This window comes from Pseudomonas grandcourensis, from assembly GCF_039909015.1.
GTDB classification, from domain to species: Bacteria; Pseudomonadota; Gammaproteobacteria; order Pseudomonadales; family Pseudomonadaceae; genus Aquipseudomonas; species Aquipseudomonas grandcourensis.
In genome coordinates this window covers 5,548,585-5,570,430 of the sequence record NZ_CP150919.1, presented here as the reverse complement: position 1 = coordinate 5,570,430, position 21,846 = coordinate 5,548,585, and the positions used below count along the sequence as shown (strand labels likewise).

20 protein-coding genes are annotated in these 21,846 nt (G+C 60.4%); 7 read left to right on the top strand and 13 right to left on the bottom strand.

The genetic code is table 11. The features are described from left to right. Positions 1 to 8: 8 nt before the first annotated feature. From AABM52_RS24930 to AABM52_RS24900, 7 genes are all read right to left on the bottom strand, one after another. Positions 9 to 1,157 (bottom strand): efflux RND transporter periplasmic adaptor subunit, encoded by a 1,149-nt coding sequence (locus tag AABM52_RS24930; RefSeq protein ID WP_347908747.1) that lies wholly within the window; start codon positions 1,155 to 1,157, stop codon positions 9 to 11. A gap of 199 nt (positions 1,158 to 1,356) precedes the next feature. Beyond that, positions 1,357 to 2,457, bottom strand: coding sequence for a DUF1513 domain-containing protein (locus AABM52_RS24925; RefSeq protein WP_347908745.1), 1,101 nt, complete (start codon positions 2,455 to 2,457; stop codon positions 1,357 to 1,359). A 14-nt stretch (positions 2,458 to 2,471) separates the two neighbouring features. Continuing rightward, positions 2,472 to 3,536, bottom strand: coding sequence for an imelysin family protein (locus AABM52_RS24920; protein WP_347908744.1), 1,065 nt, complete (start codon positions 3,534 to 3,536; stop codon positions 2,472 to 2,474). Positions 3,537 to 3,563: 27 nt separating this feature from the next. Next, positions 3,564 to 4,991 (bottom strand): di-heme oxidoredictase family protein, encoded by a 1,428-nt coding sequence (locus AABM52_RS24915; protein WP_347908743.1) that lies wholly within the window; start codon positions 4,989 to 4,991, stop codon positions 3,564 to 3,566. Positions 4,992 to 5,140: 149 nt separating this feature from the next. Further along, complete coding sequence (locus tag AABM52_RS24910; protein WP_347908741.1) at positions 5,141 to 6,490, bottom strand: imelysin family protein; 1,350 nt, start codon at positions 6,488 to 6,490, stop codon at positions 5,141 to 5,143. A gap of 185 nt (positions 6,491 to 6,675) precedes the next feature. After that, complete coding sequence (locus AABM52_RS24905; RefSeq protein ID WP_347908740.1) at positions 6,676 to 8,727, bottom strand: EAL domain-containing protein; 2,052 nt, start codon at positions 8,725 to 8,727, stop codon at positions 6,676 to 6,678. A gap of 4 nt (positions 8,728 to 8,731) precedes the next feature. Beyond that, a complete protein-coding gene (locus AABM52_RS24900; protein WP_347908738.1) occupies positions 8,732 to 9,043 on the bottom strand; it encodes a hypothetical protein in 312 nt (103 codons plus the stop codon). Positions 9,044 to 9,199: 156 nt separating this feature from the next. On the opposite strand from AABM52_RS24900, the gene AABM52_RS24895 reads away from it, so the two are divergent. Then, positions 9,200 to 10,504: an IS4 family transposase gene (locus AABM52_RS24895; RefSeq protein WP_347908736.1), complete on the top strand. Its 1,305-nt coding sequence runs from the start codon at positions 9,200 to 9,202 to the stop codon at positions 10,502 to 10,504. Positions 10,505 to 11,298: 794 nt separating this feature from the next. After that, the gene (locus AABM52_RS24890; protein WP_223460069.1) at positions 11,299 to 11,571 is read left to right on the top strand and encodes a DUF6124 family protein; all 273 of its coding nucleotides are present in this window, start codon (positions 11,299 to 11,301) and stop codon (positions 11,569 to 11,571) included. Positions 11,572 to 11,701: 130 nt separating this feature from the next. On the opposite strand, the gene AABM52_RS24885 is transcribed toward AABM52_RS24890, so the two are convergent. The 3 genes from AABM52_RS24885 to AABM52_RS24875 form a co-directional block, all read right to left on the bottom strand. Continuing rightward, positions 11,702 to 12,298, bottom strand: a complete 597-nt coding sequence (locus tag AABM52_RS24885; RefSeq protein WP_008052532.1) for a superoxide dismutase — start codon at positions 12,296 to 12,298, stop codon at positions 11,702 to 11,704. Positions 12,299 to 12,462: 164 nt separating this feature from the next. Further along, on the bottom strand, positions 12,463 to 13,065 hold the full coding sequence (locus AABM52_RS24880; protein ID WP_347908734.1) for a LysE/ArgO family amino acid transporter: 603 nt from the start codon (positions 13,063 to 13,065) through the stop codon (positions 12,463 to 12,465). Between the two features lie 6 nt (positions 13,066 to 13,071). Then, positions 13,072 to 13,473: an ACT domain-containing protein gene (locus tag AABM52_RS24875; protein ID WP_347908732.1), complete on the bottom strand. Its 402-nt coding sequence runs from the start codon at positions 13,471 to 13,473 to the stop codon at positions 13,072 to 13,074. Positions 13,474 to 13,569: 96 nt separating this feature from the next. On the opposite strand from AABM52_RS24875, the gene AABM52_RS24870 reads away from it, so the two are divergent. The 4 genes from AABM52_RS24870 (at position 13,570) to AABM52_RS24855 (ending at position 17,478) form a co-directional block, all read left to right on the top strand. Continuing rightward, positions 13,570 to 14,463, top strand: coding sequence for a LysR family transcriptional regulator ArgP (locus tag AABM52_RS24870; protein ID WP_223460009.1), 894 nt, complete (start codon positions 13,570 to 13,572; stop codon positions 14,461 to 14,463). A 54-nt stretch (positions 14,464 to 14,517) separates the two neighbouring features. Continuing rightward, positions 14,518 to 15,510 (top strand): NAD(P)-dependent oxidoreductase, encoded by a 993-nt coding sequence (locus tag AABM52_RS24865; RefSeq protein WP_347908730.1) that lies wholly within the window; start codon positions 14,518 to 14,520, stop codon positions 15,508 to 15,510. 117 nt (positions 15,511 to 15,627) lie between these two features. After that, entirely contained in the window at positions 15,628 to 16,500 is an 873-nt protein-coding gene (locus tag AABM52_RS24860) for an ATPase (RefSeq protein ID WP_347908728.1), read from the top strand. Positions 16,501 to 16,629: 129 nt separating this feature from the next. Then, positions 16,630 to 17,478, top strand: a complete 849-nt coding sequence (locus AABM52_RS24855) for a cache domain-containing protein (RefSeq protein WP_347908726.1) — start codon at positions 16,630 to 16,632, stop codon at positions 17,476 to 17,478. A gap of 134 nt (positions 17,479 to 17,612) precedes the next feature. Here the strand turns inward: AABM52_RS24855 and AABM52_RS24850 are convergent, their stop codons facing one another. Further along, positions 17,613 to 19,130 carry an MDR family MFS transporter gene (locus AABM52_RS24850; RefSeq protein ID WP_347908724.1) on the bottom strand — a complete coding sequence of 506 codons (1,518 nt, stop codon included), beginning with the start codon at positions 19,128 to 19,130 and terminating at the stop codon, positions 17,613 to 17,615. 78 nt (positions 19,131 to 19,208) lie between these two features. Further along, complete coding sequence (pobA, locus tag AABM52_RS24845; RefSeq protein ID WP_347912684.1) at positions 19,209 to 20,393, bottom strand: 4-hydroxybenzoate 3-monooxygenase; 1,185 nt, start codon at positions 20,391 to 20,393, stop codon at positions 19,209 to 19,211. Between the two features lie 190 nt (positions 20,394 to 20,583). On the opposite strand from pobA, the gene AABM52_RS24840 reads away from it, so the two are divergent. After that, positions 20,584 to 21,480: a helix-turn-helix domain-containing protein gene (locus AABM52_RS24840; protein WP_347908722.1), complete on the top strand. Its 897-nt coding sequence runs from the start codon at positions 20,584 to 20,586 to the stop codon at positions 21,478 to 21,480. Positions 21,481 to 21,489: 9 nt separating this feature from the next. On the opposite strand, the gene AABM52_RS24835 is transcribed toward AABM52_RS24840, so the two are convergent. Further along, on the bottom strand, positions 21,490 to 21,666 hold the full coding sequence (locus AABM52_RS24835) for a hypothetical protein (protein WP_007986083.1): 177 nt from the start codon (positions 21,664 to 21,666) through the stop codon (positions 21,490 to 21,492). Between the last annotated feature and the right edge of the window lie 180 nt (positions 21,667 to 21,846).

The following is a 21,846-nucleotide window of genomic DNA, read 5'->3' as shown; positions in this document are numbered from 1 at the left end:
TTCCTTGATCAGTCCGCGCGTCGCGGGCTGTTCTGCCCGGTCAGGGTCTTGTCGTCGCTGATGGCAACGCGTGAGCCGTTATCCAGTTTGAGCTGGCCGGCGGTCACCACTTTCTCGCCGCTCTGCACGCCTTTGGTGATCATCACTTGCCCGTCGCGGCGTTCACCGGTCTCGACAAAACGCCGTTCGGCGATCAGCACCGGTTGGCCCTTGTCGTCCTTTACCAGGCTGCCATCCTCGGCCTTCTTTGGTACGGCCACATACACCGAGTTGCCGTAGAGCGTGTAGGTAATCGCGCTTTCCGGCACCACGATGCGCGGCTGCGGGTCGGGGAGGAGCACCTGGAGGCTGGCGAACATGCCTGGCATCAACTTGCCATCGGGGTTGGCCAGGGTGGCGCGGACCTGCACGTTACGGGTGCTGCTCTCGACTTTAGGGTTGATTGCACTGATGGTGCCGGGGTACTCCAGGGTCGGATACGCCGCGACAATGACCTTCACTGGCTGGCCGAGCGCAATCTTCGGCACCGACTGCTCGGGCACGAAAAAGTCGACATACAGGCTACTGAGGTCTTGCAGGGTAGCGATCATGGTGCCGCTGGCAAGATAGTCGCCAACGTCAACCTGACGAATGCCGATGGTGCCGCTGAAGGGCGCGACGATGCTTTTTTTGCCGAGCGCAGCCTTGAGTTGATTGACCGTGGCCTTGCTCTTTTTCAGCACCGCCGAAAGTCGGTCGAACTCGCCTTTGGAAATGGCCTGGCTGCCGACCAGTTGGCTACCGCGACCGTAATCGAGCTGTGCCAGCCCGAGGTCGGCCTGAGCAGTTTCCAGCAGGGCACTTTCCACGGCGCTGTCGAGGCGCAGGAGTGGTTGACCGGCCTTGACCTTTTGCCCTGACTCGAACTGCAAATCGATGACGGTGCCATCGGTCTCCAGGCTCAAGTCCACGCCCTGCAATGCCTTGAGCGTGCCAACAGTAGGCAGTCGGGCTTGCCATGGGCGCTCGGTGGCGGTGGCCACGGCAACGCTGATGGCTGGCCTGGGCGCAGAGAAGCCTTGAACCATCGTGTAGATCGAGAAGGCTTTGTACGCAGCCAGAACCAGCACAATCAGTAGAACAACACCCAACATGATCAGCATGCGGCGACGCAGCATATTCCAGTTCCTTGGAGAAATCAGGCGAGACAGTGGGGCACATTACCGGGAGTGTAGAGGGTAATCCAACTGCCGTTTTTACAGGTTGTGAGGTATTAGAGGGGTGAAAGCCTTAAAAGATTCGCCGACTCGGGTCGCGCCTGCGGGGGGACATCATCCCGATGCAGGCGCGGCCCAGGGCGGCGATCTTTTTAAAAAATCAGGCCATCAGGTGCAGATGGTTGTCCCAGAGCCCTGCGGGTAGCTCCAGTGGTTTTGCGACGAGGTTTGTCTGGCGGCAGTCGTAGTAGCGGCAGCGCCCCTGGCCCGAGGTCACGACAAAACCATCGGCCACGGCGCCGACCCCGGCGCAATCGGGCAGTGGCGCGTCCAGGCGTACCTCACCGTTGTCCAGGTCCCAGATGAAAAAACGGTTGCCCCGCGGTGCCGTCAACGCCACCAGGCGCAAGTCGCTGTGTACCGCGACGCTGGCGGTGTAGTGCCCCATGGCCTGCAACTGGTGCTCGGGCACAGGGAACGCGACGAAAGGCTGGCCGGGACGCTTGATTGCCAGCAACTCCGACGACTCGTGGGCCGCGCCCATGAACTGCTGGCTGGCGACGATGGTGCCGTCGCCAGCGATGGCCAGATGACGCACGCTGTTCATCTGCTGGGCGAGGGTTTCCTTGCTCAGCAGGGTGCCGTCGCGGTGCATCAGGACCAGGCTCGGTTCCATGGCGTTGAGGTTCATCTCCACCCGGCTTTCGGCCTCGGTGCGAATTCCACCGTTGGCCACCACCAGGGTTTCGCCATCGGGCATCCACGACACCTGGTGCGGACCGAGGCCGTGGGTGGAAATCTCACCGCTGTGCACCAGCCGCTCGCCTTCGAACTTATACACACCCAGCAGGCCGCGGCCCGGATCGGTGGTGTCGTTTTCAGTGGCGTACAGCCAGTCGCCGCTGTGGTGAATGACCGCGTGTCCGTAGAAGTGCCGGTTCGGCTGTGACACCACGGTTTGCAGGAGCGCGCCGTCGCGCAGGTCGACCAGGTAGCTCTCGGTGCCTGGACGGCGGGCTACGAACAGCGCAATCGGCAGTGTCGGGTGGTTGACGATGTCGTGGCAACGCTGGCCGACCCGGGTGGCGAACACCTGGGTGCCATCGAGTCGATAACCGACGGCGTAATGCTGGCCGTCGGTATCGTCCCGTGCCGACAGCAACAACGGACTCTTGTCCTTTTGCTTGAACAGCTTCCAGCCGCCCAGCGTCACTGCACCCAGCAGCAAACTACCTAATGTCAGAACCTGGCGTCGCAGCATGGAACTCGCCCTCATCAGTCACCGTCGTTGGCGTTGAAGCCCAGTTGGATGCCCAATGCCTTGGCCAGATCGGCCTCGTGCAGGCGATGGACGACGTTGAGGCTGTCATACAGCTCGTTGAGTTGCTGGCGGCCGGCCTCGTCATTGAGCATGTCGGTCAGCGAGCGCTGGTTGCCGGCGAACAGTTTCAGGGAGGCGGCATAGGCCGCGTCGATCTTGTCGGCCAGCGGCTTCTGCTCGCTCGGCAACAGGCTGCGCAGGCCTTTGTTATCCACACCTTCCCAGACCGTTTTGGCGGCCGCGAGGCTGGCTTCGAGGCTGGTCAGGGACGACTGGCTGCGCCATGCATCGGCCTGGAACGGTTGCGGCACGCCCTTGGTCTGGCGACCCATTGGCGTGCCGAGTTTTTTCTTCAGGGTGTCGATTGCCGTGACTTGCACGCGCAGCAGATCGGCGATCGCCTCATGGGAGTCCGCATAGCGCTGGTTCGGGAATTTGCTCATTTGCGCGAGCATGCCGTCGGTGTTGTTCCATGTTTGCAGAATCTCTTCGGCCAATTGCTTCTGGCGTTCGCCGATGGCGATCAGCAGCGGGCAGTATTTGCTCTTCTGCTCAGCGTTGGCCACGTCAGGCTTGCTGTCGAACAGAATGTATTCGTAGGCCGAGAGCCCCTGTACCACAACGCTGGACTTGGCCAGGGCGGCGGCATCGATTTGCGGCTGGGCGGTGACCAGTTGCTCGACCTGACGGCCGACCAGGTTTTTCTTGTCCGGCCAGAATTGCACTTGCCACGAACGGTTGCCTTCGGCCAGTGGCCCGATCAGCAGCGGCTGCAACTCGGCCCAGGCTTTTTGCGCGTGCAGGAAGTCGGCACGGGCGGTTTCCAGGGTTTCCTTGCCTTCGCAGTAGGCGAGGGCGCTGACCGCCAATTGACGGTCGGCTTCGACCCAGCGGGTGTAGGTCGGCAGGATCACCGACTTGGCGATGGCCGCCGACGTGACCGCTTGCGGGTCTTGGGGCGAGCAGGCGCCCAAGGCGAGGGCGGCAAGGCTGGTGAACAACAGTTTGGGACGGAACATGTCGGGCTCCCGCGAGTGGAATGCGTGTTAAAGGGAATTCAGGAACGCCAGCAACGCAGCGCGTTGCTCGGCATTGAAAGACAAAACCTGTTGCTGCGCCGCAGTCGCCTCGCCGCCATGCCAGAGTACGGCTTCGAGCAGGTTGCGGGCGCGGCCATCGTGCAGGAACTGGGTGTGGCCGCTGACCGCCTGTGTCAGGCCGATGCCCCACAACGGCGGGGTACGCCATTGGCGGCCGCTGGCCTGGAATTCGCTACGGTTGTCGGCCAGGCCGTCGCCCATGTCATGCAACAGCAGATCGCTGTACGGGCGAATCACTTGATTGGCCAGTTCAGGTTCGGCGGCGTTGGCGGCGGTGGTGTACTTCGGGGTGTGACAGGATTGGCAACCGGCCTGATAAAACAGGGTTTTGCCGGCCAGAACTTCAGGTGCGTTGACGTCACGGCGGGCAGGTACGGCGAGGTTGCGGCTGTAGAACAGCACCAGGCGCAGGATGTTGTCGCTGACTTCCGGCTCGCCATTGGGGCCGTTGCCACTGGGGGCCTGTTTGCAGGCCGTTTGCGCGTCCGTGCAGTCATCAAAGGGTCTCAGGCTGGTCGTGAGGCCCATATCACCGGAAAAGGCGTGAACATTTTGCTGATTGAGGTTTGGTTGTCCGGCTTTCCAGCCAAATCGTCCCAGAACGGTCTTCTGTTGGGCGTCATCCCAGACCCGGTTCGGTTGTCCGCTGATGCCCTTGTTCGCCCTGGCCTGTGCCTCGGCGTTGGCCAGGATTGCCTCCTCGGGGATCGCTTCGAGCAGACCCAGGCCAATCATTGGTGGCGCCACGCGGGCCGAGAAACGAGTGTCGGGGTGCATCGGGCCGTAGCCCAGCTGTGTGATGTTCAGGCTCGGTTTGCGTAGCTCGACTTCGGTGCCGTCCTTGAAGCGAACCGGAACGGCGGTGTAATCGACCCGCACTTTGCCTTCGGGGGCCACGCCGGGGACGGCCATGTCCTGGAACTGGCCGCCGTAGACGGGCTCCGGCACCACGCCGAGCTGTTCGATGACCTTGGCATACGCCGGGGCGTCGGGAATCGACAGGCGTACCAGCATCGACACGGCGTTCACATCGTCGGGCGTCGGCGGATGGCCGCGGCCGTCCTTGATGTGGCAGCCCTGGCAGGCATTGGTGTTGAACAGTGGACCGAGGCCATCGCGAGCGGTCGTCGTCGACGGGGCGATCACCCAAGGGCTGCGGAAGAAGCTGTTGCCGACGCTGAAATCCACGCGCCGAGACGGCGGCAGGTTCGCCGAGGGCATGGAAAACGCGTTCTGATCGGTCTTGCGCACCGTCGCACTGCCACCGGAGCGGGCTTCACCGGGTTCGGCCTGGGTGAATTTCGGGGCGTCATCGCAGGCACTCAGGCCCAGGGCCAGAAACAGTGCGGACAAGCGAAGAGGCAGCGAGGGCATCAGACATCCTGCAAGACGAGCAAAACAAGGGCGCAAAGTCTAACAGGGGATGGGAATTTGAATAAGAGGAATTATCGTTCGCTTGATGTAGGGCAGATATGAAAAAGGCGACCCGAAGGTCGCCTTATCACTCACTCAGCCAGCGTTGATCAGAATTCGTGATCAGCGTTGTCCGGGTTCAGGTCGTTGATGCCCAGTTTGCCAGCGGCGGCTTCGATCGAACCGGTCTGCTTGACCAGGGACGCGATGGCGTCACGGACGATCTGGTTGCCTGCGGTGTTGCCGGCAGCGATCAACTGGTCGTAGTGCTCGCCCTTGTTGGCGTGGTCGACCATGATCTGAAGCTTGGCTTCGGTGGCGGCCAGGTCGTCTTTGAGCGTGGTGTCGGCAGCCGGATCGGCCTTGGCCACCAGGGACGACAGGCTGGCGCCGGACATTTTGGTGCCGTCGACGCGAGTGTATTCACCCAGGTACACGTTACGAATGCCCTTGGCATCGTAGAAGTGCGAGTTGTGGGTGTTGTCGCTGAAGCAATCCTGTTCGTCTTCCGGGGAGTTGGCTTCCAGGGAAACCTTCATGCGCTCGCCCGCCAGTTCGCCCAGGGACAGGCTGCCCATGCCGAACAGCATTTTGCGCAGGCCGGACTCAGCCGGTTCCGCTTCCAGAGTGGCGCGGTAGTTGTCGGCCACATTCGGCTTCCAGTTGCCGACCATTTCTTCCAGGTCGCTGACCAGCAGCTGAGTCACGGACTTCAGGTAGGCACGACGACGATCGTTGTGACCGCCAGTAGCGCCTTTGCCTTCCAGGTAGTCCGAAGCCGGACGGTTGCCGGCGCCAGGGCCGGTGCCGTTCAGGTCCTGGCCCCAGAGCAGGAATTCGATGGCGTGGTAGCCGGTGGCGACGTTGGCCTCGGAACCGCCCAGCTCGTTCAGGCTGGCGAGTTTTTCCGGGGTGATGTCTTTGACATCGACCTTGTCTTCGCCGATCTGCACTTCAGTGTTGGCGATGATGTTGGCAGTGGCACCCGGGTTGCCCAGGGCGTGTTCGTAGGATTTGTCGACGTAGTCGATCAGGCCTTCGTCCAGCGGCCAGGAGTTCAGTTGACCTTCCCAGTCGTCAACGATGGTGTTGCCGAAGCGGAACACTTCGCTCTGCAGGTAAGGCACGCGAGCGGCAACCCAGGCAGCCTTGGCGGCTTTCAGGGTGTCGGCGTTCGGTTTGGCGAGGAAGGCATCTACGGCGGTTTGCAGGGTCTTCGCGGTGGATTCGGCATCGCTGTAGACGGCGAAAACGATGTCGGCGTAGTGGGCGACAACGGCTTTGGCGGCGGCTTCGTCGACTTTACCGGCAGCGGCAGGCGCAGCGGCTGGAGCAGCCGGGGCAGCCGCAGTGCTGGCAGCTGGCGCGGCAGCTTTTTCTTGGTCTTTACCTTCGCCGCAACCGGCGAGGGAAATAGCGATGGCCAACAGACTGGCGGTAGCCAGAGGCATACGAATCATGGCGAACATCCTGCTTCGATAGGGGTGGAGTCGTGCTATGCACACGCAAAACTGCGACATAATGCAAATCTTTCGCATTATGTGTAAAGGGTTGTACCTGTAAATATTTCTTATTCAGCGAATGGTTTGCTGCAAATCAAGGGATCGCTCGAGCGGCTGAACGCCGCTGTGCGGTTGTTGACGATTTAGAGGATGGCCGCATTACTGCGTTGGGCCTGCTTGAGGTAAACGCCCAGTTCCCGTGCCGGCAACGGCTTGCTGTAGTGATAGCCCTGACCTTCGTGGCAACCTTCGGAAATGATGTAGGCCTCTTGCTCGGCGGTTTCCACGCCTTCGGCAATCACCTGCATGCCCAGGCTCTTGCCCAGCTGGATGATGGCGCGAACGATGGTCGCATCGTCGTCGTCATCAAGCAGGTCCTGGACGAAGCTCTTGTCGATCTTGATCTTGTCCAGGGGCAGGCTCTTGAGATAGCTCAAGGACGAATAGCCGGTTCCGAAATCGTCGATGGCGATCAGCGCGCCGGAGCGGCGCAGGCTGAGCAAGTGCTGGGCCGCGGTGCTGATGTCTTCCATCAGACCGGTTTCGGTGACTTCCAGCTCCAGGCTGCGCGGTGGCAGGCGGTACATCTGCAGCAGGTTGTTGACCACCCGTGGCAGTTCGGCGTGGTGCAGTTGAACCGTGGACAGGTTCACCGCCATGCGCAGGTCGGAGAAGCCCTGGTCGTGCCACTCGCGCAGTTGTTTGCAGGCCTGGTCCAGCACCCATTCGCCGATGGCAATGATGGTACCGTTCTGTTCGGCCAGCGGGATGAACAGGTCTGGCGGCACCAGACCGTGCTCGGGATGTTGCCAGCGAATCAGGGCTTCGACGCCCACCACGCGGTTGTCGCGATAGCTGATCTGCGGCTGGTAGACGAGGTAGAACTGATCGCGGATCAGCGCATCGCGCAGGTCTTTTTCCAGCTCGCGGCGGCGACGCATTTCGGTGTCGACGCTGGCGATATAGAACTGATAGCGGTTGCGCGAGCGGGTCTTGGCCAGCGTCATGGTCTGCTCGGCCTTTTGCAGCAATTTCTCGGTGCTGTTGCCGTCCTCGGGGAACAGGGTGATGCCGATGGTGGCTCGCAGGCGGATCTCCTGATGGTCGAGGGCAAACGCCGCTTCCAGGTCATCGAGAATGCTTTGCGCCAGCTCGGCGGCTTCGTAGGGTTGCTCGATATCGGCCTGGACCAGGGCGAACTGGTCGCCACCGAGACGGGCGAGGGCGCCGAGGCGACCGCTATGACCGCGCAGGCGATCGGCCAGGGCCAGCAGCAACTGGTCGCCGGTCTGATAGCTGAACTGCTCGTTGATGCCCTTGAAGTCATCGAGGCCGACACACAACACCGCGACCCGGCGCTGCAATTTGCCGGCGTCGACGAGGATCCTGTCCAGTTGCTGCTGCAATTGCTGGCGGTTCGGCAGCCCCGTCAGGAAATCGTACTGGGACATGCGCACCAGGCTGTTTTCCGCTTCGTGGCGCAGATGGGTATTGCGTTCGATGGACTCGAGCAACTGGTTGGCGGTGTTGATCCAGATGCCCAGTTCGTTGTTCTCGTGCCCCTTGAGCAGCGGAATCTTGTGCTCGCTGGGACGATCCGGATTGATTTCCGTGAGGTGCTCGATGATCCGCGACAGCGGCTTGGTCAGCAGCCAGTGGTAGACCAGATACAACACCAGCCCCATGGCGAGTGCGCGCAGGACGCCGGAGATGAAGATGATCACCGAGCTGACAATGAACCCTTGGCCGTAGTTGGCGGTATCGAGGGTGATGCTCAGGTCGCCGTAATACTCGCTGTAGGGCCCGCGGCCGACCAGCTGGGTGGTGAAGGTGCGTTCCTTGCCAAGAATCAGGTCGGTCAGCCAGCGACTGTTGGAGTGCTGCAATTCGCGGGTCTTTTGCGCGAGCATGGCTTCGTTGGGATGGCCGATGGAGGCCTGGCGCACGGCTTCGTCCTGAAACAGGCCTTCGATCACCTGCATGCCCATTTCCCGGTCCAGGCTATAGACGGCCTGGGTCGAGGGGTCGCGAAACATGTCGAGGATGCGTTCGGCATCGCTGGCGACAGCCTGACGTGTTTTATAGGCATCGAACACAATCTGCGCGCAGCTCAAGACCACGCCGACGATCAATGCCGACAGGAGCACGACCCGGAGCAACTTCACCGACAAGCTGTTCTTGAGTTCCAGCTTCAAAGGGTTATTCCTTGTTCCGTGCGGGTAGCATCAAGTTGCCATGAGTATTGGCAATCCCGTGATGGCAGTCAAAGGGACAATCATCCTCGGGGGATTTTGCCTGCAGCTTGGCCGATTTGCAGTTGTCCTGGCGAGTTAGCCTATTAGCACTGTGTCGGTTGTCGAGTCCTTCAACTTGAGGGGCGGGGGTGTAGATATTTTCCTTTTGTTTGATGTTAGCCGTCTGTGGCTGTGGGGCAAGGGGTTGCCGGCCTGTTTCATCGTCGGAAAATGCCTTGGGTTTTGTGGGGTGGTTTGGTTTTTTGACGGAGTACATATCCGTTTCTTTGGTAACGGCGACTTATGGTTTCGCCCTTACGGCCAGCCCTTTCAAGGTCTTCGTTTAAACTCCCCCAAAACTCCAGTCAGGGTGACGAAAACGATGTGGGCAGAAGTTCTAGCGCGGTTTGAAAAAAAGACACCGGCCAGTGTCATGACTAAATTGATACTGGAGCAGGCTGTTCCTGCCGAATGGGTTGATCAGGTGTTTGAAGAACACCGTCAACGCCAATACCCGCGTGAGCTTTTGTTTTCGACCATCGTTGAGCTGATGTCCCTTGTTTCATTGGGTTTGCGCCCTTCTTTGCATGCCGCTGCCCGGCAAATGGAGGGGCTACCGGTTACCTTGGCGGCGCTCTATGACAAGGTCAGCCGCACAGAGCCCGCGTTGCTGCGGGCGTTGGTTACAGGAAGCGCCGAGCGCTTGGCTCCGACGATAAAAGAGTTGGGCTGTTCAGCCATTTTGCCCAGCTGGCAGCTGCGCATCGTTGACGGCAATCACCTGCCATCTACCGAAAAACGCTTGGGGGCCTTGCGGCGTGAGCGAGGTGCGGCGCGACCAGGGTTTTCAGTAGTGGTCTACGACCCGGACCGGGATCAGATTGTCGACTTGCAGCCATGCGAGGATGCCTACGCGAGTGAGCGCGTCAGCGTGCTGCCGTTGTTGGCCTGCGCCACTAAGGGCCAGCTGTGGATGGCTGATCGGTTGTACTGCACGCTGCCCGTCATGCAAGCCTGCGAGGAAGCGGGCGCTTCTTTCATTATTCGCCAGCAAAGCAAGCATCCACGGTTGATTGAGGAAGGCGGCTGGCAAGAATCTGTGGCCATCGAATCCGGAACGGTGCGCGAGCAAATCATCGAACTCAAAGGTGGTCACCGCTGGCGCCGAGTTGAACTGAACCTACAGGCACCTACTGACTCAGGCGACACTGTGATGTGGTTCTGGAGCAACTTGCCAGACACCGTCAGCGCCGGGCAGATCGCCGAGTTATACCGTCGTCGCTGGAGTATCGAAGGGATGTTCCAGCGCCTGGAATCGGTGCTGGACAGTGAAATCGAAAGCCTTGGCGCTCCGCGGGCGGCGTTGCTGGGTTTTGCTTCAGCGATCTTGGCCTACAACGTCCTGGCAGTGCTCAAACGCAGCGTGGAGCAGGCTCATCGCGAGACATTGCCCGAAGGCTGGGAAGCTTCGATCTTCCATCTGACGGTACAAGTACGCAGCGGTTATGAGGGCATGCAGATCGCGTTGCCCTCGGACTATCTATCACTCCAAACGACCTCGGAAACGCTGGCGGAGCGTCTGTTGGCGCTGGCCAGGAACATCAAGCCCAAACAGGTCGCCAAAAGCATACGTGGTCCCAAAATCGCCAAACCCAAGGAGTGGCTGGACGGCAAAGCTGCGCATGCTCATGTGTCGACCGACCGGGTGCTCAAAGCCCATAAAGCGAAAACACCTTGAAAGGGCTGGCCCTTACGGCGAGTCCCTTTGGCAAACGCCGGAGTGCCGGCCCAGCCCAAAGGAACCAAAGGTCTCGCCCCTTACGTACGGCCCCTCGCTGAGGCTCGGGGTTCCTTCGCTGCGGTATTCATCCGGGGGCATTGCCCTCCGGTCGGCTTCGCTTCGACCTACATGCAATGAGTTCGACTGCGTCGAACGGCGCTGCGCGCCAGTCCCCGGATGAACACCTCCACTCAGCCTTCCGAGGGGGCGGGTGGATCAAGATCAAGAGCTGCAGGCGAGCTAACGCTCGGCCTGATGAGTGGTGAGAAGCGACGGGGTGGTGTGGGCTGCTCTGCCTTTGCTCTTCTGTGGGAGCGAGCTTGCTCGCGATGGCGGCCTGCCAGCCGACCAATCTCCCACGCCTCTAAGCTGATCGTTCCCACGCTTCCCGCGTGGGAATGCTGCCAGTGACGCTCCGCGTTACGTTCTTGCGGGTTAACGCGGTGTAGGAAAGCGCCAGAAGTTTCCCACGCAGTTTTCAGGTTGCCCGTCGGAAGCGGACTCAATAGCCTCTGACTGTCGCTGAAAACTCAGCGACCGGGTGTGAGAACCCGGCAAGTCATAGTCATCCAGTGCCAGTATCCGCATAATTGCCGCCAGCTTATTCGCTGCCTGTAAATGCGTTATGGCGGCTGTGTGCGGGCAGACTTTTGTCTGGCCGGGTGCCTATGACCGGTTTTCTCACCTCGCACATAGCTGCCACCTCTTTGCCGTGTGAGAACGGCAATGGGTGGCACCCACCACATAGGAATATTTCAGTGGATAAGTTAATCCCCGATCCGCCCTTAAATACAGCCAAACCCTACACCCCCAACACCATGTTCATGATCGTCCCGGACATGGATACCGAATCCCTGCTGGCCCACGCTTGTGAGTCATTGGCTTCGGCCAACGTCATGGCGAGTGATTTCGCCACCTTCCTGACCGGCCCTCAGCGCAACACGGCGTTGGCCATTGCGCAAATCATCATGCTGGCGGAACTGGCGGTGAATCGTGCGTTGGATAACGTCGATCCGCAGGGATAGGCATTCAGTCAGGTTGACCGCTTCGTCGTTCATCGCGAACCTGCTCGCGAAGGGGCTCTGCCGAACGCTGAAAATCCCGGGCAATAAAAAACCCGGCTAAAAAGCCGGGTTCTTTTGACTGGCGTCGAGCTTAAGCGGTGAAGGTTTTGCCTTCGAACTGCTCAGCCACGAACTTCCAGTTGACCAGGTTCCAGAACGCTTCGACGTACTTCGGACGCAGGTTGCGGTAGTCGATGTAGTAAGCGTGTTCCCAGACGTCGCAGGTCAGCAGCGGGGTGTCGCCGTTGGTCAGCGGGTTGCCGGCGCCGATGGTGCTGGCCAGGCCCAGGGAGCCGTCAGCCTTCTTCACCAGCCAGCCCCAGCCGGAACCGAAGGTGCCGATGGAAGTCTTGCTGAACTCTTCCTTGAACTTGTCGAACGAACCGAAAGCCGCGTTGATGGCTTCAGCCAGAGCGCCGGTTGGTTGACCGCCAGCGTTTGGCGCCAGGCAGTTCCAGTAGAAAGTGTGGTTCCAGACCTGAGCGGCGTTGTTGAAGATACCGCCCGAGGAAGTCTTGACGATTTCTTCCAGGGTCTTGCCTTCGAACTCGGTGCCTGGCACCAGGTTGTTCAGGTTCACGACGTAGGTGTTGTGGTGCTTGTCGTGGTGGAACTCCAGGGTTTCCTTGGAGATGTGCGGCTGCAGGGCATCGTGTGCGTACGGCAGTGGCGGCAATTCGAAAGCCATGATGATTCTCCTAATCAGGTCAGTTGCGGTGAGCGCAAGGCCGATCACGGGCGGCCAGACAAGCGCCGGGGAGTTTGTACTCTTTGCGGCGCAGGGAGTCGGATCATAGCACCGGGGGGGCGGCATAACCACGCAACAACTGTGTGGAATAGAGGTTCTGCGAATCAGCTGGCCGCGATCAACTGCAGCGCTACGGCAAACATCATCATGGCCACCAACAGATCGAGAATTCGCCAGGTGCTGGGGCGAGCGAGCCACGGTGCCAGCCATGCCGCACCGAGCGCCAGGGTGAAAAACCACAGCAGCGAGGCACTGGCCGCACCCACTACATAAGCGCCAGGCTCGGTTTGTTGGGCGCCCAGGGAGCCGATCAGCAACACGGTGTCCAGATAGACGTGCGGGTTGAGCAAGGTCACTGCCAGCGCGCTGAGCATCACCGCCCGCAGCGAACGTACGGTCTGGCCTTCGCCCTGCTCAAGGCTCTGTTTCGAGAAGGCCCGACGCAGTGCCTGGCTGCCGTACCACAACAGGAACGCTGCGCCGCCCCAACGGGCGATGGCCAGCAGCGTCGGGTTCTGCGCCAGCACCGTCGCCAGGCCGAATACCCCGGCGGCCACCAACAGGGCGTCGCAGGCCACGCAGAGTGCCGCCACCGGCAGGTGATGTTCACGCCGCAGGCTTTGCGCCAGGACAAACGCATTCTGGGTGCCGATCGCCATGATCAGGCCGAAGGCCACCAACAGGCCGTTCACATAACTTTGCCACATGATTTTTTACTCCGCGTTGGCTGCCAGATCCCGCAGCACTTGCAGGGCACGGTCGGCGTCGGCCTGGCCGACAAACAAATGGTCGTGGTAGTAGCCGGCAATCACGTTGCAGCTGATTCCGGCCTGGCCCAGTGCCGTGGCGAACGCGGCGGTCAGGCCCACCGCTTCGAGGGCCGAATGTACGTTCAAGGTGATCCAGGCGGCGATGTAGTCGAAGCTGAATCCGGCTTTTTCGGCGTGGGAACGCTCGAGAATCACGGTCAGGCCTTCCTGTTCGCGGAAGCTGCCGACAATCTCCAGATCCCTGGGCAACTTGCCGTCACGCAGGGTGCAGAACACGTATTCGCCGGCGTTGAGTTGCGGGCTCATGCTGCGCAGCAGCGTTGCCAATGAAGTTTCGCCAGCCATGTGGGTGATCCTTGTTCAAGAGTTCTTGCTGGTCATTGTCCTTGTGAAGGCTGTATAAGAAAAACAAATCTTGCTGATCGCTCATTAGGAAAACTGATGTTCGACTATAAATTGCTTTCTGCCTTGGCCGCCGTGGTCGAACAAGCCGGCTTTGAACGGGCGGCCCAGGTACTGGGCTTGTCGCAATCGGCGATTTCCCAGCGCATCAAGCTGCTGGAAGCGCGGGTTGGCCAGCCGGTGCTGGTGCGGGCCACGCCGCCAACGCCGACGGAAATCGGCCGACGGTTGCTCAACCACGTGCAGCAGGTGCGATTGCTTGAACGGGATCTGCAAAGCCTGGTGCCGGCGCTGGATGAAGAGGGCCTGCCGGAACGCCTGCGAATCGCCCTGAACGCCGACAGCCTGGCCACCTGGTGGGCGCAGGCGGTGGGGGCGTTTTGCGCCGAACAGCATCTGTTGATGGATCTGGTGGTCGAAGACCAGACCGTCGGCCTCAAGCGCATGCGCGCCGGTGAAGTGGCGGCCTGCGTCTGCGCCAGCGAGCGGCCGGTGGCGGGTGCGCGCAGCGTGTTGCTGGGGGCCATGCGTTACCGGGCATTGGCCAGCCCCGCCTTTATTGCCCGGCATTTTCCGCAAGGCGTACGCGCCGATCAGTTGGCCCGAACCCCGGCACTGGTGTTTGGCCCGGACGATTTCCTGCAGCATCGCTACCTTGCGTCCCTCGGCGTCGAGGGCGGTTTCGAACACCATTTATGCCCGTCCTCTGAAGGCTTCATTCGTCTGACGGAAGCCGGGCTGGGCTGGGGGCTGGTCCCGGAACTGCAGGTGCGCGAGCAACTGGAAAGGGGCGTATTGCAGGAGTTGCTGCCAGATAAGCCGATCGATGTGCCGCTGTACTGGCATCATTGGCGTAATGGCGGCCAGTTGCTGGGGCTGCTCACCGATCAATTGGTCAGCGCATCGAAGCAATGGCTGGTGCCCTTGGACTGACGCACAGCGTCAAGACCTCACGTAATACGCAAAACGAAATATTCGGAGCAATTCATGAAGATTCTGGTTACCGGCGCAAGCGGCTTCATCGGCGGGCGCTTTGCGCGTTTTGCCCTGGAGCAGGGCCTGGACGTGCGGGTCAACGGTCGCCGGGCCGAGAGTGTGGAGCATCTGGTACGCCGGGGAGCCGAGTTCATCCAGGGTGACTTGAGCGACCCGGAACTGGCGCGCGAGCTGTGCTCGGACGTCGAGGCCGTGGTGCATTGCGCCGGTGCCGTCGGTTTGTGGGGCCGCTATCAGGACTTCCAGCAGGGCAACGTCCAGGTCACCGAGAACGTGGTCGAAGCCTGCCTCAAGCAACGGGTTCGGCGGCTGGTGCATTTGTCGTCGCCGTCGATCTACTTCGATGGTCGCGATCACCTGGGCCTGACCGAAGAGCAGGTGCCCAAGCGCTTCAAACACCCTTACGCCGCCACCAAGTACCTGGCCGAGCAAAAAGTCTTCGGTGCCCAGGAGTTCGGTCTCGAAACCCTGGCCCTGCGCCCGCGTTTCGTCACCGGGGCCGGCGACATGAGCATCTTCCCGCGCCTGTTGAACATGCAGCGCAAGGGGCGCCTGGCAATCATCGGCAACGGTCTGAACAAAGTTGACTTCACCAGCGTGCAAAACCTCAACGAGGCGTTGCTCAGCAGTTTGCTGGCCAGCGGTTCTGCACTGGGCAAGGCCTACAACATCAGCAACGGAACGCCGATTCCCCTGTGGGATGTGGTCAATTACGTCATGCGCAACATGGAAGTCCCACAGGTCACCCGCTACCGTTCCTACGGCCTGGCCTACAGCGTGGCGGCGCTCAACGAGGGTGTGTGCAAGTTGTGGCCGGGGCGTCCCGAACCGACGCTGTCGCGTCTGGGCATGCAGGTCATGAACAAAAATTTCACCCTGGACATCAGCCGCGCCCGGCATTATCTGGATTACGATCCCAAGGTCAGCCTCTGGACGGCCCTCGATGAATTCTGTGGCTGGTGGAAGGCTCAGGCTATTCGATGATGTCAGGACAACGACCCCTTACTGAACCGGAAACGGGACTTCAGGGTCAATGGTTACGGCTGCGGGGTTTATACTGCGCGGCATAAAGCCATCATGTGTTTCACTAAGGTTTATTCAATGTCCATGCGTAACGATGCCAACGACGACTTCGACGATGTACCGAGCCTGCGTGCAGACGTTCTCGACGACGATTTTCCGCCTACTGCCCGCACGGTCGTGCATTCGCGCCCGGTGCCGGTGGTGAAGGTCAAGGCGGCGAGTACCGGTGCCTTGTGGGCGTTGGTCGGGGCGTTGTTCTTTGCATTCGCGGGCCTGGCCTGGTGGAGCTTTCAGCAGATCTCCCTGATGGAACAGCAGCTGGTGGCGACACAGGAAAGCTTCGCTCGAATCAGTGAGGAAGCGGCAGGGCGCCTGCAGGATATTTCCGGCAAGGTTGTTGCCAGCCAGACCAGTGTCAACACCGACAGCGAGGCGTTGAAGCTGCAAATCCGCCAGCTTGAAAGCAAGCTCCAGGACCAGAACGCCCAGCAGCAAGGTGTTGCCGGCCAGGCCTCGGACCTGGACAAGCGACTGGCACAAATGACCGCGCAAACCACCGAACTGGACAAGCGCCTGGTGCAATTGACTGCCCAGGACACCGAACATCAGACGGCCAATACGCAGTTGCAGGCCCAGGTCAAAGCCTTGAGTGCTGAACTGGCCGCCCTGAAAAGCGCCCCGTCTGACTCGGAAAAACTCGATACACAGTTGAAAAGCCTGGGTGCCGATGTCGCCACACTGAAGAAACAAGGCAACCCGAGCGCTGCCATCGAGCGTCTCGAGCAAGACATGATCGTGCTCAAGAGCATGCAGGACAACCGTCCGGCAGTCACACAGGGCTCGACCAACACGGCCGAGTTCGATGCCTTCCGCAGCCAGGTCACCCGCAACATCAATACCCTTCAGGCGCAGATCCAGAACCTTCAACAGCAACTGCGCGCTAAGCAGTAATCCGAGTTTTTGTGGCGAGAGGGCAAGCCCCCTCGCCACAAAAGCCTCACGCTGCGCTCTCCTCAAAATCCATACAAACCCCATTGCCGTCTACTCTCTTGAAACACCACCAGGAACGAGGGATGCGCAATGGGGTTTCTGCAAAGGTTCGCCTTGCTGTGCGGCATGTTTTTGCTGTGCCTGGGCCAGGCGCAAGCCGCCGGGACGGAAAAGGACGACAGCAAGGCGGCCATTGCCCTGCTGGAAAAAGCCCTGGCCTACTACCACCAGAATGGCGACAAGGCCCTGGCGGCATTCAGTCGCCAGGGGGAATTTGTCGATAAGGACCGTTATGTCTTCGTGCTCGACACCAAGGGCGTGATGCTCGCCAGTGGCGGGCCGTCGTCGGCGCTGATTGGCCGGGACGTCTCGGAGGTGCTTGGGCCGGATTTGCAGAAAACCTTCAAGGACGCCCTGAAAGTGCCGGAAGGCAATGGCATTCAGCAGGCGGAGTATCGCTGGCAGAACTGGAACGACGGCAAGGTCGAGCGCAAGCACGTCTACTACCAGCGCATTGGCCAGCGGATTCTGGCGGTCGGTTATTACTTGCCACGGGCCTCCGCCGAACAGGCCATGGCCTTGCTGAACAAAGCGGCAACCGATCTGGCCAAGGACGAAAAGGGCACCCTGACGGCGATCAACTCCCTCAAGGGCGGCTACCTGCAGGATGACCTGTACGTATTCGTCGTCGACCTGGACACCCAGCGTTATGTGGCCCACGGCACCAACCTGCGGCTGATCAACACCGACTTCAGCAAGATCGCAGATCCGGAAGGCAAACCGGTGGGCGAGCCGATTCTGGCGTTGATGGCAAAGCAGGATGATGGCGAATACGAGTACCGCTGGAAGAACCCGGTGACCGGCAAGGTCGAGAACAAGCATGCCTACCTGAAGAAGGTCGGGCATTTTCTGGTGGCGGTCGGGTATTACAGCCCTTGATTTTATGGTTTCAATGAGGACGCCATCGCGGGCAAGCCCGCTCCCACAGGTTTAAGTGTTGACCACAGATTTTGTGAACTACATCAATACTTGTGGGAGCGGGCTTGCCCGCGAATACAGGCGACTCGGTCTACCTACCGAACCTTGTCCTCACGCCCGCGCAACAGCATGTTCGGCATGGCAATCGCCGCCGCCAGCCCCAGCAATGAAACGGCCGCGCTGACCGTCAGCAAATGCCGGAACGTCAACAGCAATTCGCCACGCAAGGCGTTCTGCGCGTCACCCGGTGCGGCGTTCAACCCGTCCAGCAACACATTCCCTGAACTGCCTTCGGCAATCAGCGACGAACCGGCCAGGTGCGCGAAACTTGAATCCTGCAACAACGCCAACAGCAGGGCCGACATCAACGCCACACCCACGGCGCCACCCAGCGAACGGAAAAGATTGGTGGTGCTGGTGGCCACGCCGATGTCCCGCTGGTCCACCGAGTTCTGGGTGCCGACCAATGAAGTCGGGAACTGCATGCCCGAGGATATTCCGCAGAGCAACATGAACAGGCTGCTCACGACGAACGCCTGGGGCGGGCTGAACGCCATGCCGATAATTGCGACAGGCATCAGCGCCGCACCGGTAAGGATCATCGGTTTGTAGCGTCCGGTCACCGAGGTGCGGCGGCCGGCGAAATACGCGCCAATCGGCAAGCCCATGGCCAGCGGCAGCAGATGCAGGGCGGCGCTGTCGGCACCGGCGCCGGTGACGCTCTGAAAGCGCAGCGGCATCAATACGATCAGCGAGATGGCCTGGAAACTGGTGAAGAAAATCGTGCACCAGCACAGGATCGCGTTGCGGTTGGCGAACAGATGCATGGGCAACAACGGTTCCCGCGCCCGCCGCTCGTGGACGACGAACAGCCCCAGCACCAGCACCGCACTGGCCAGTAGCGCCAGTACTTCGGCGCTGCGCCACGAATGGCCCTGGCCAACCTGGGTGATGCCCAGCAACAACGCGGTCAGCCCGATGATCATCAGCACGGTGCCCAGGTAATCGATGATCGGTTTGCGTTGCGGAATCGGCAGGCCCACCAGCGTGCGATACGCCACCAGCCAGGCACCCAGGCCCAGCGGCAGGTTGATCAGGAACACCCAGCGCCAGGACAGGTATTCGGTCATGTAGCCGCCGAGCACCGGGCCGGCCACGCTGGCCACGGCATACATGCTGCTGAAGTAGCCCTGGTAACGACCGCGCTCCCGTGGCGGCACGATGTCACCGATGATCGCCTGACTCACCGAAATCATCCCGCCGGCGCCGATGCCCTGGAGGATCCGCGCCAGCACCAGTTGCTCCATGCTCTGGGCCATGCCGCAGAACACAGATGCCAGGGTGAACAGGCCCATGCCGAACAGCATCAGCTTGCGCCGCCCGTACAGGTCGCCCAGTTTGCCGTAGATCGGCACCGCCACGGTCATGGCCACCATGTAGCCGGAAATCACCCAGGCCAGCAGGCTGACGTCTTTGAATTGCGCGGAAATGGCCGGCATCGAAACGGCGACGATGGTCTGGTCCAGCGCCCCGAGAAAGATCGCCAGCATCAGGGCGACCAGCACGCTGCGGATGGCGGGTTTGGGCGTTTCAGGCTGGTGGAGATTGGTCACGGGAAAACCTGCGGGCAGTGATTGACCCGCAAGTAGCAAGGCGAGCGGGAATGCTCGCCAGTGTAAGTCGATAGCAGGCTATTCGATAGCCTCGTACGGAAGCCCGACGTAGTTTTCTGCAATGGTTTTTCGACCCGCTTCGGAGCCGACAAAATACTCCAGCTCCGACTCGGCAATGCGTTGGCTGAATGCATCGTGGTCGTCGAAACGGTGCAGCATCGAGGTCATCCACCAGGAAAACCGTTCGGCCTTCCACACGCGGCGCAGGCAGATTTCCGAGTATTTTTCCAGCAGATCAAGGCGATCTTCGCGGTAAACCTTGACCAGGATGTTGAACAGCGTACTGACGTCACTGGCCGCCAGGTTCAGACCCTTGGCGCCGGTGGGCGGGACGATGTGCGCGGCGTCACCGACCAGGAACATGCGACCGTATTGCATGGGTTCGACCACAAAGCTGCGCAGTGGCGCGATGCTTTTTTCGATGGACGGGCCCGTTACCAGTTTGTCCGCCAACTGTTGTGGCAGTCGCGATTTGAGTTCGTCCCAGAAGCGTTGATCCGACCAGTTATCCACATGATCGCTGGTGGGCACTTGCAGGTAATAACGGGTGCGCGTCGGCGAGCGCATGCTGCACAGGGCAAAACCGCGCTCGTGGCGGGCGTATACAAGCTCTTCGTGGACTGGCGGAGTGTCGGCCAGGATCCCGAGCCAGCCGAACGGATAAATCCGTTCGAAGACTTTCAGGCTGTCGGCGGGAATCGATTGTCGCGCCACCCCATGGAAGCCATCGCAACCGGCGATGTAGTCGCAATCGAGGCGATACCGTTCGCCGTCTTTCTCAAAAGTGACAAACGCTTCGTCGGTTTTCATGCCGTGGGGAACGACGTTTTCGGCTTGATAAATCGTCTGCGCGCCAGCCTCCCGACGAGCGGCCATCAGGTCGCGGGTGACTTCGGTCTGGCCGTAGATCATCACGGTCTTGCCACCCGTCAGGGCGTGCAGATCGATATGTACCTGACGTCCGTCGAGGGCTAGTTCGAAGCCGCCATGGACCAGTCCCTCGGTGTCCATGCGCTGACTCACGCCGGCCTGACGCAACAGCTCTACCATGCCTTGTTCGAGCACGCCGGCGCGGATTCGGCCGAGTACATAGTCCGGGGTTTGACGTTCGAGTATGAGGGTGTCGATGCCGGCGTTGTGCAGCAATTGGCCGAGCAGCAAGCCTGAAGGGCCAGCACCGATAATGGCAACTTGGGTTTTCAGCGTTTTCATTGTTCTTATGACTCGCAAGCTTCACGCGACCAGGGCCGGTGAATTATTTTTATGGATCGAGTGCTTGCATTTTTCCCTTGCGGGTCTGTCAATTGAAGGTGAAAACTGAGCCGATAGCTGTACATTCTGCCAATCGGTGCGATTATCGCCCGTCATCTACTCCGAGGCCTGGATTGAAGTGATGAACAAGCCCGACCTGCCTTCGATTCCGGTGTTCAAGCTCTACGGTGAAAGCCTGGATTGGCCGACCCCGGACTTGCTGCACTGTGAAACCATTTCCAAACGCAGTCGCGAACATCATTGGGAAATCAAACCTCACCGCCACGCTGATTTATGCCAGTTGCTCTTCGTGTTCAAAGGTCAGGCAGAGCTTGAAATCGAAGGCAAGCGTACGCAACTGGTGGAGCCGGCCATCCAGATCCTGCCACCGCTGTCGGTGCACGGCTTTCGCTTTTCCGAGGACGTGGAAGGGTTTGTCGTGACCCTGGCCGCGCCGCTGATCGCCCACCTGCAGATGCAGTTGGGGCAGTCGCTCAATGCCCTGGCCCAGTCCGAAAGCTACCCGGCGGGCAAAGACGCCGAGTACCTCAACAGCCTGTTCAGCGCCTTGCAGAACGAATACACCAGCCATCAACCGGCGCGGGAAATGCTCATGCATTCGCTGGTCAGTGTGATCGTGGTGTGGGTCAGCCGCCAGGTCATCCAGCGTCGCACCGCCATGGCGCGACCGCAGCGGGCCCGAGAATACCTCAACGGGTTTATTCAGCTGGTGGAAGAGACCTATCGCCAGCACGTCAAGGTCGAGGACCTGGCGCACCGGCTGGGGATTTCCGTGTCGCACCTCAACGGCACCTGCCGTGAGCTGGCGGGGCAACCGGCGTTGCAGATCATGCACGAGCGGCAATTGCTGGAGGCCAAGCGTTTGCTGACCTACACCAGCATGACCATTTATGAAATGTCCGACGTGTTGGGGTTTTCCGATCCGACCAACTTCACGCGTCTGTTCCGGCGTCGAGTGGGCATTTCGCCCAAGGCGTTCCGCGACCGCTTGAAGGCCGATCAGGACAACGAAGCCTGACCCCCTTCGTTACCGGAGGGCGTTGAGGGTGGCGTTGTGGGGGATGCAGCGCTCGAAGTTGCAGCTCGCGTATTCACGGGGCAGGTTGCGCAGTTGCTCGACGCGCCAGGCGGCAGCTCCGTATAGCCCGAGCGTGACCGCGCAGGTGATGAAAATCGCGAGGTATCTTCTTGTTCTGATGTTCATGGCGTTGACCTCTGAACCAATACCTTTCGGTATTACTTTGAGCATAGGTCAACGCGGGTGAGTTACCAGCAAAGCACGTTATGGAAGTACCGCGACATTCAGAACGCTGATGCCTCCTGTGGGAGCGAGCTTGCTCGCGATAGCGGTGGATCAGTCGACATCATTGGTGAATGTTCTGCA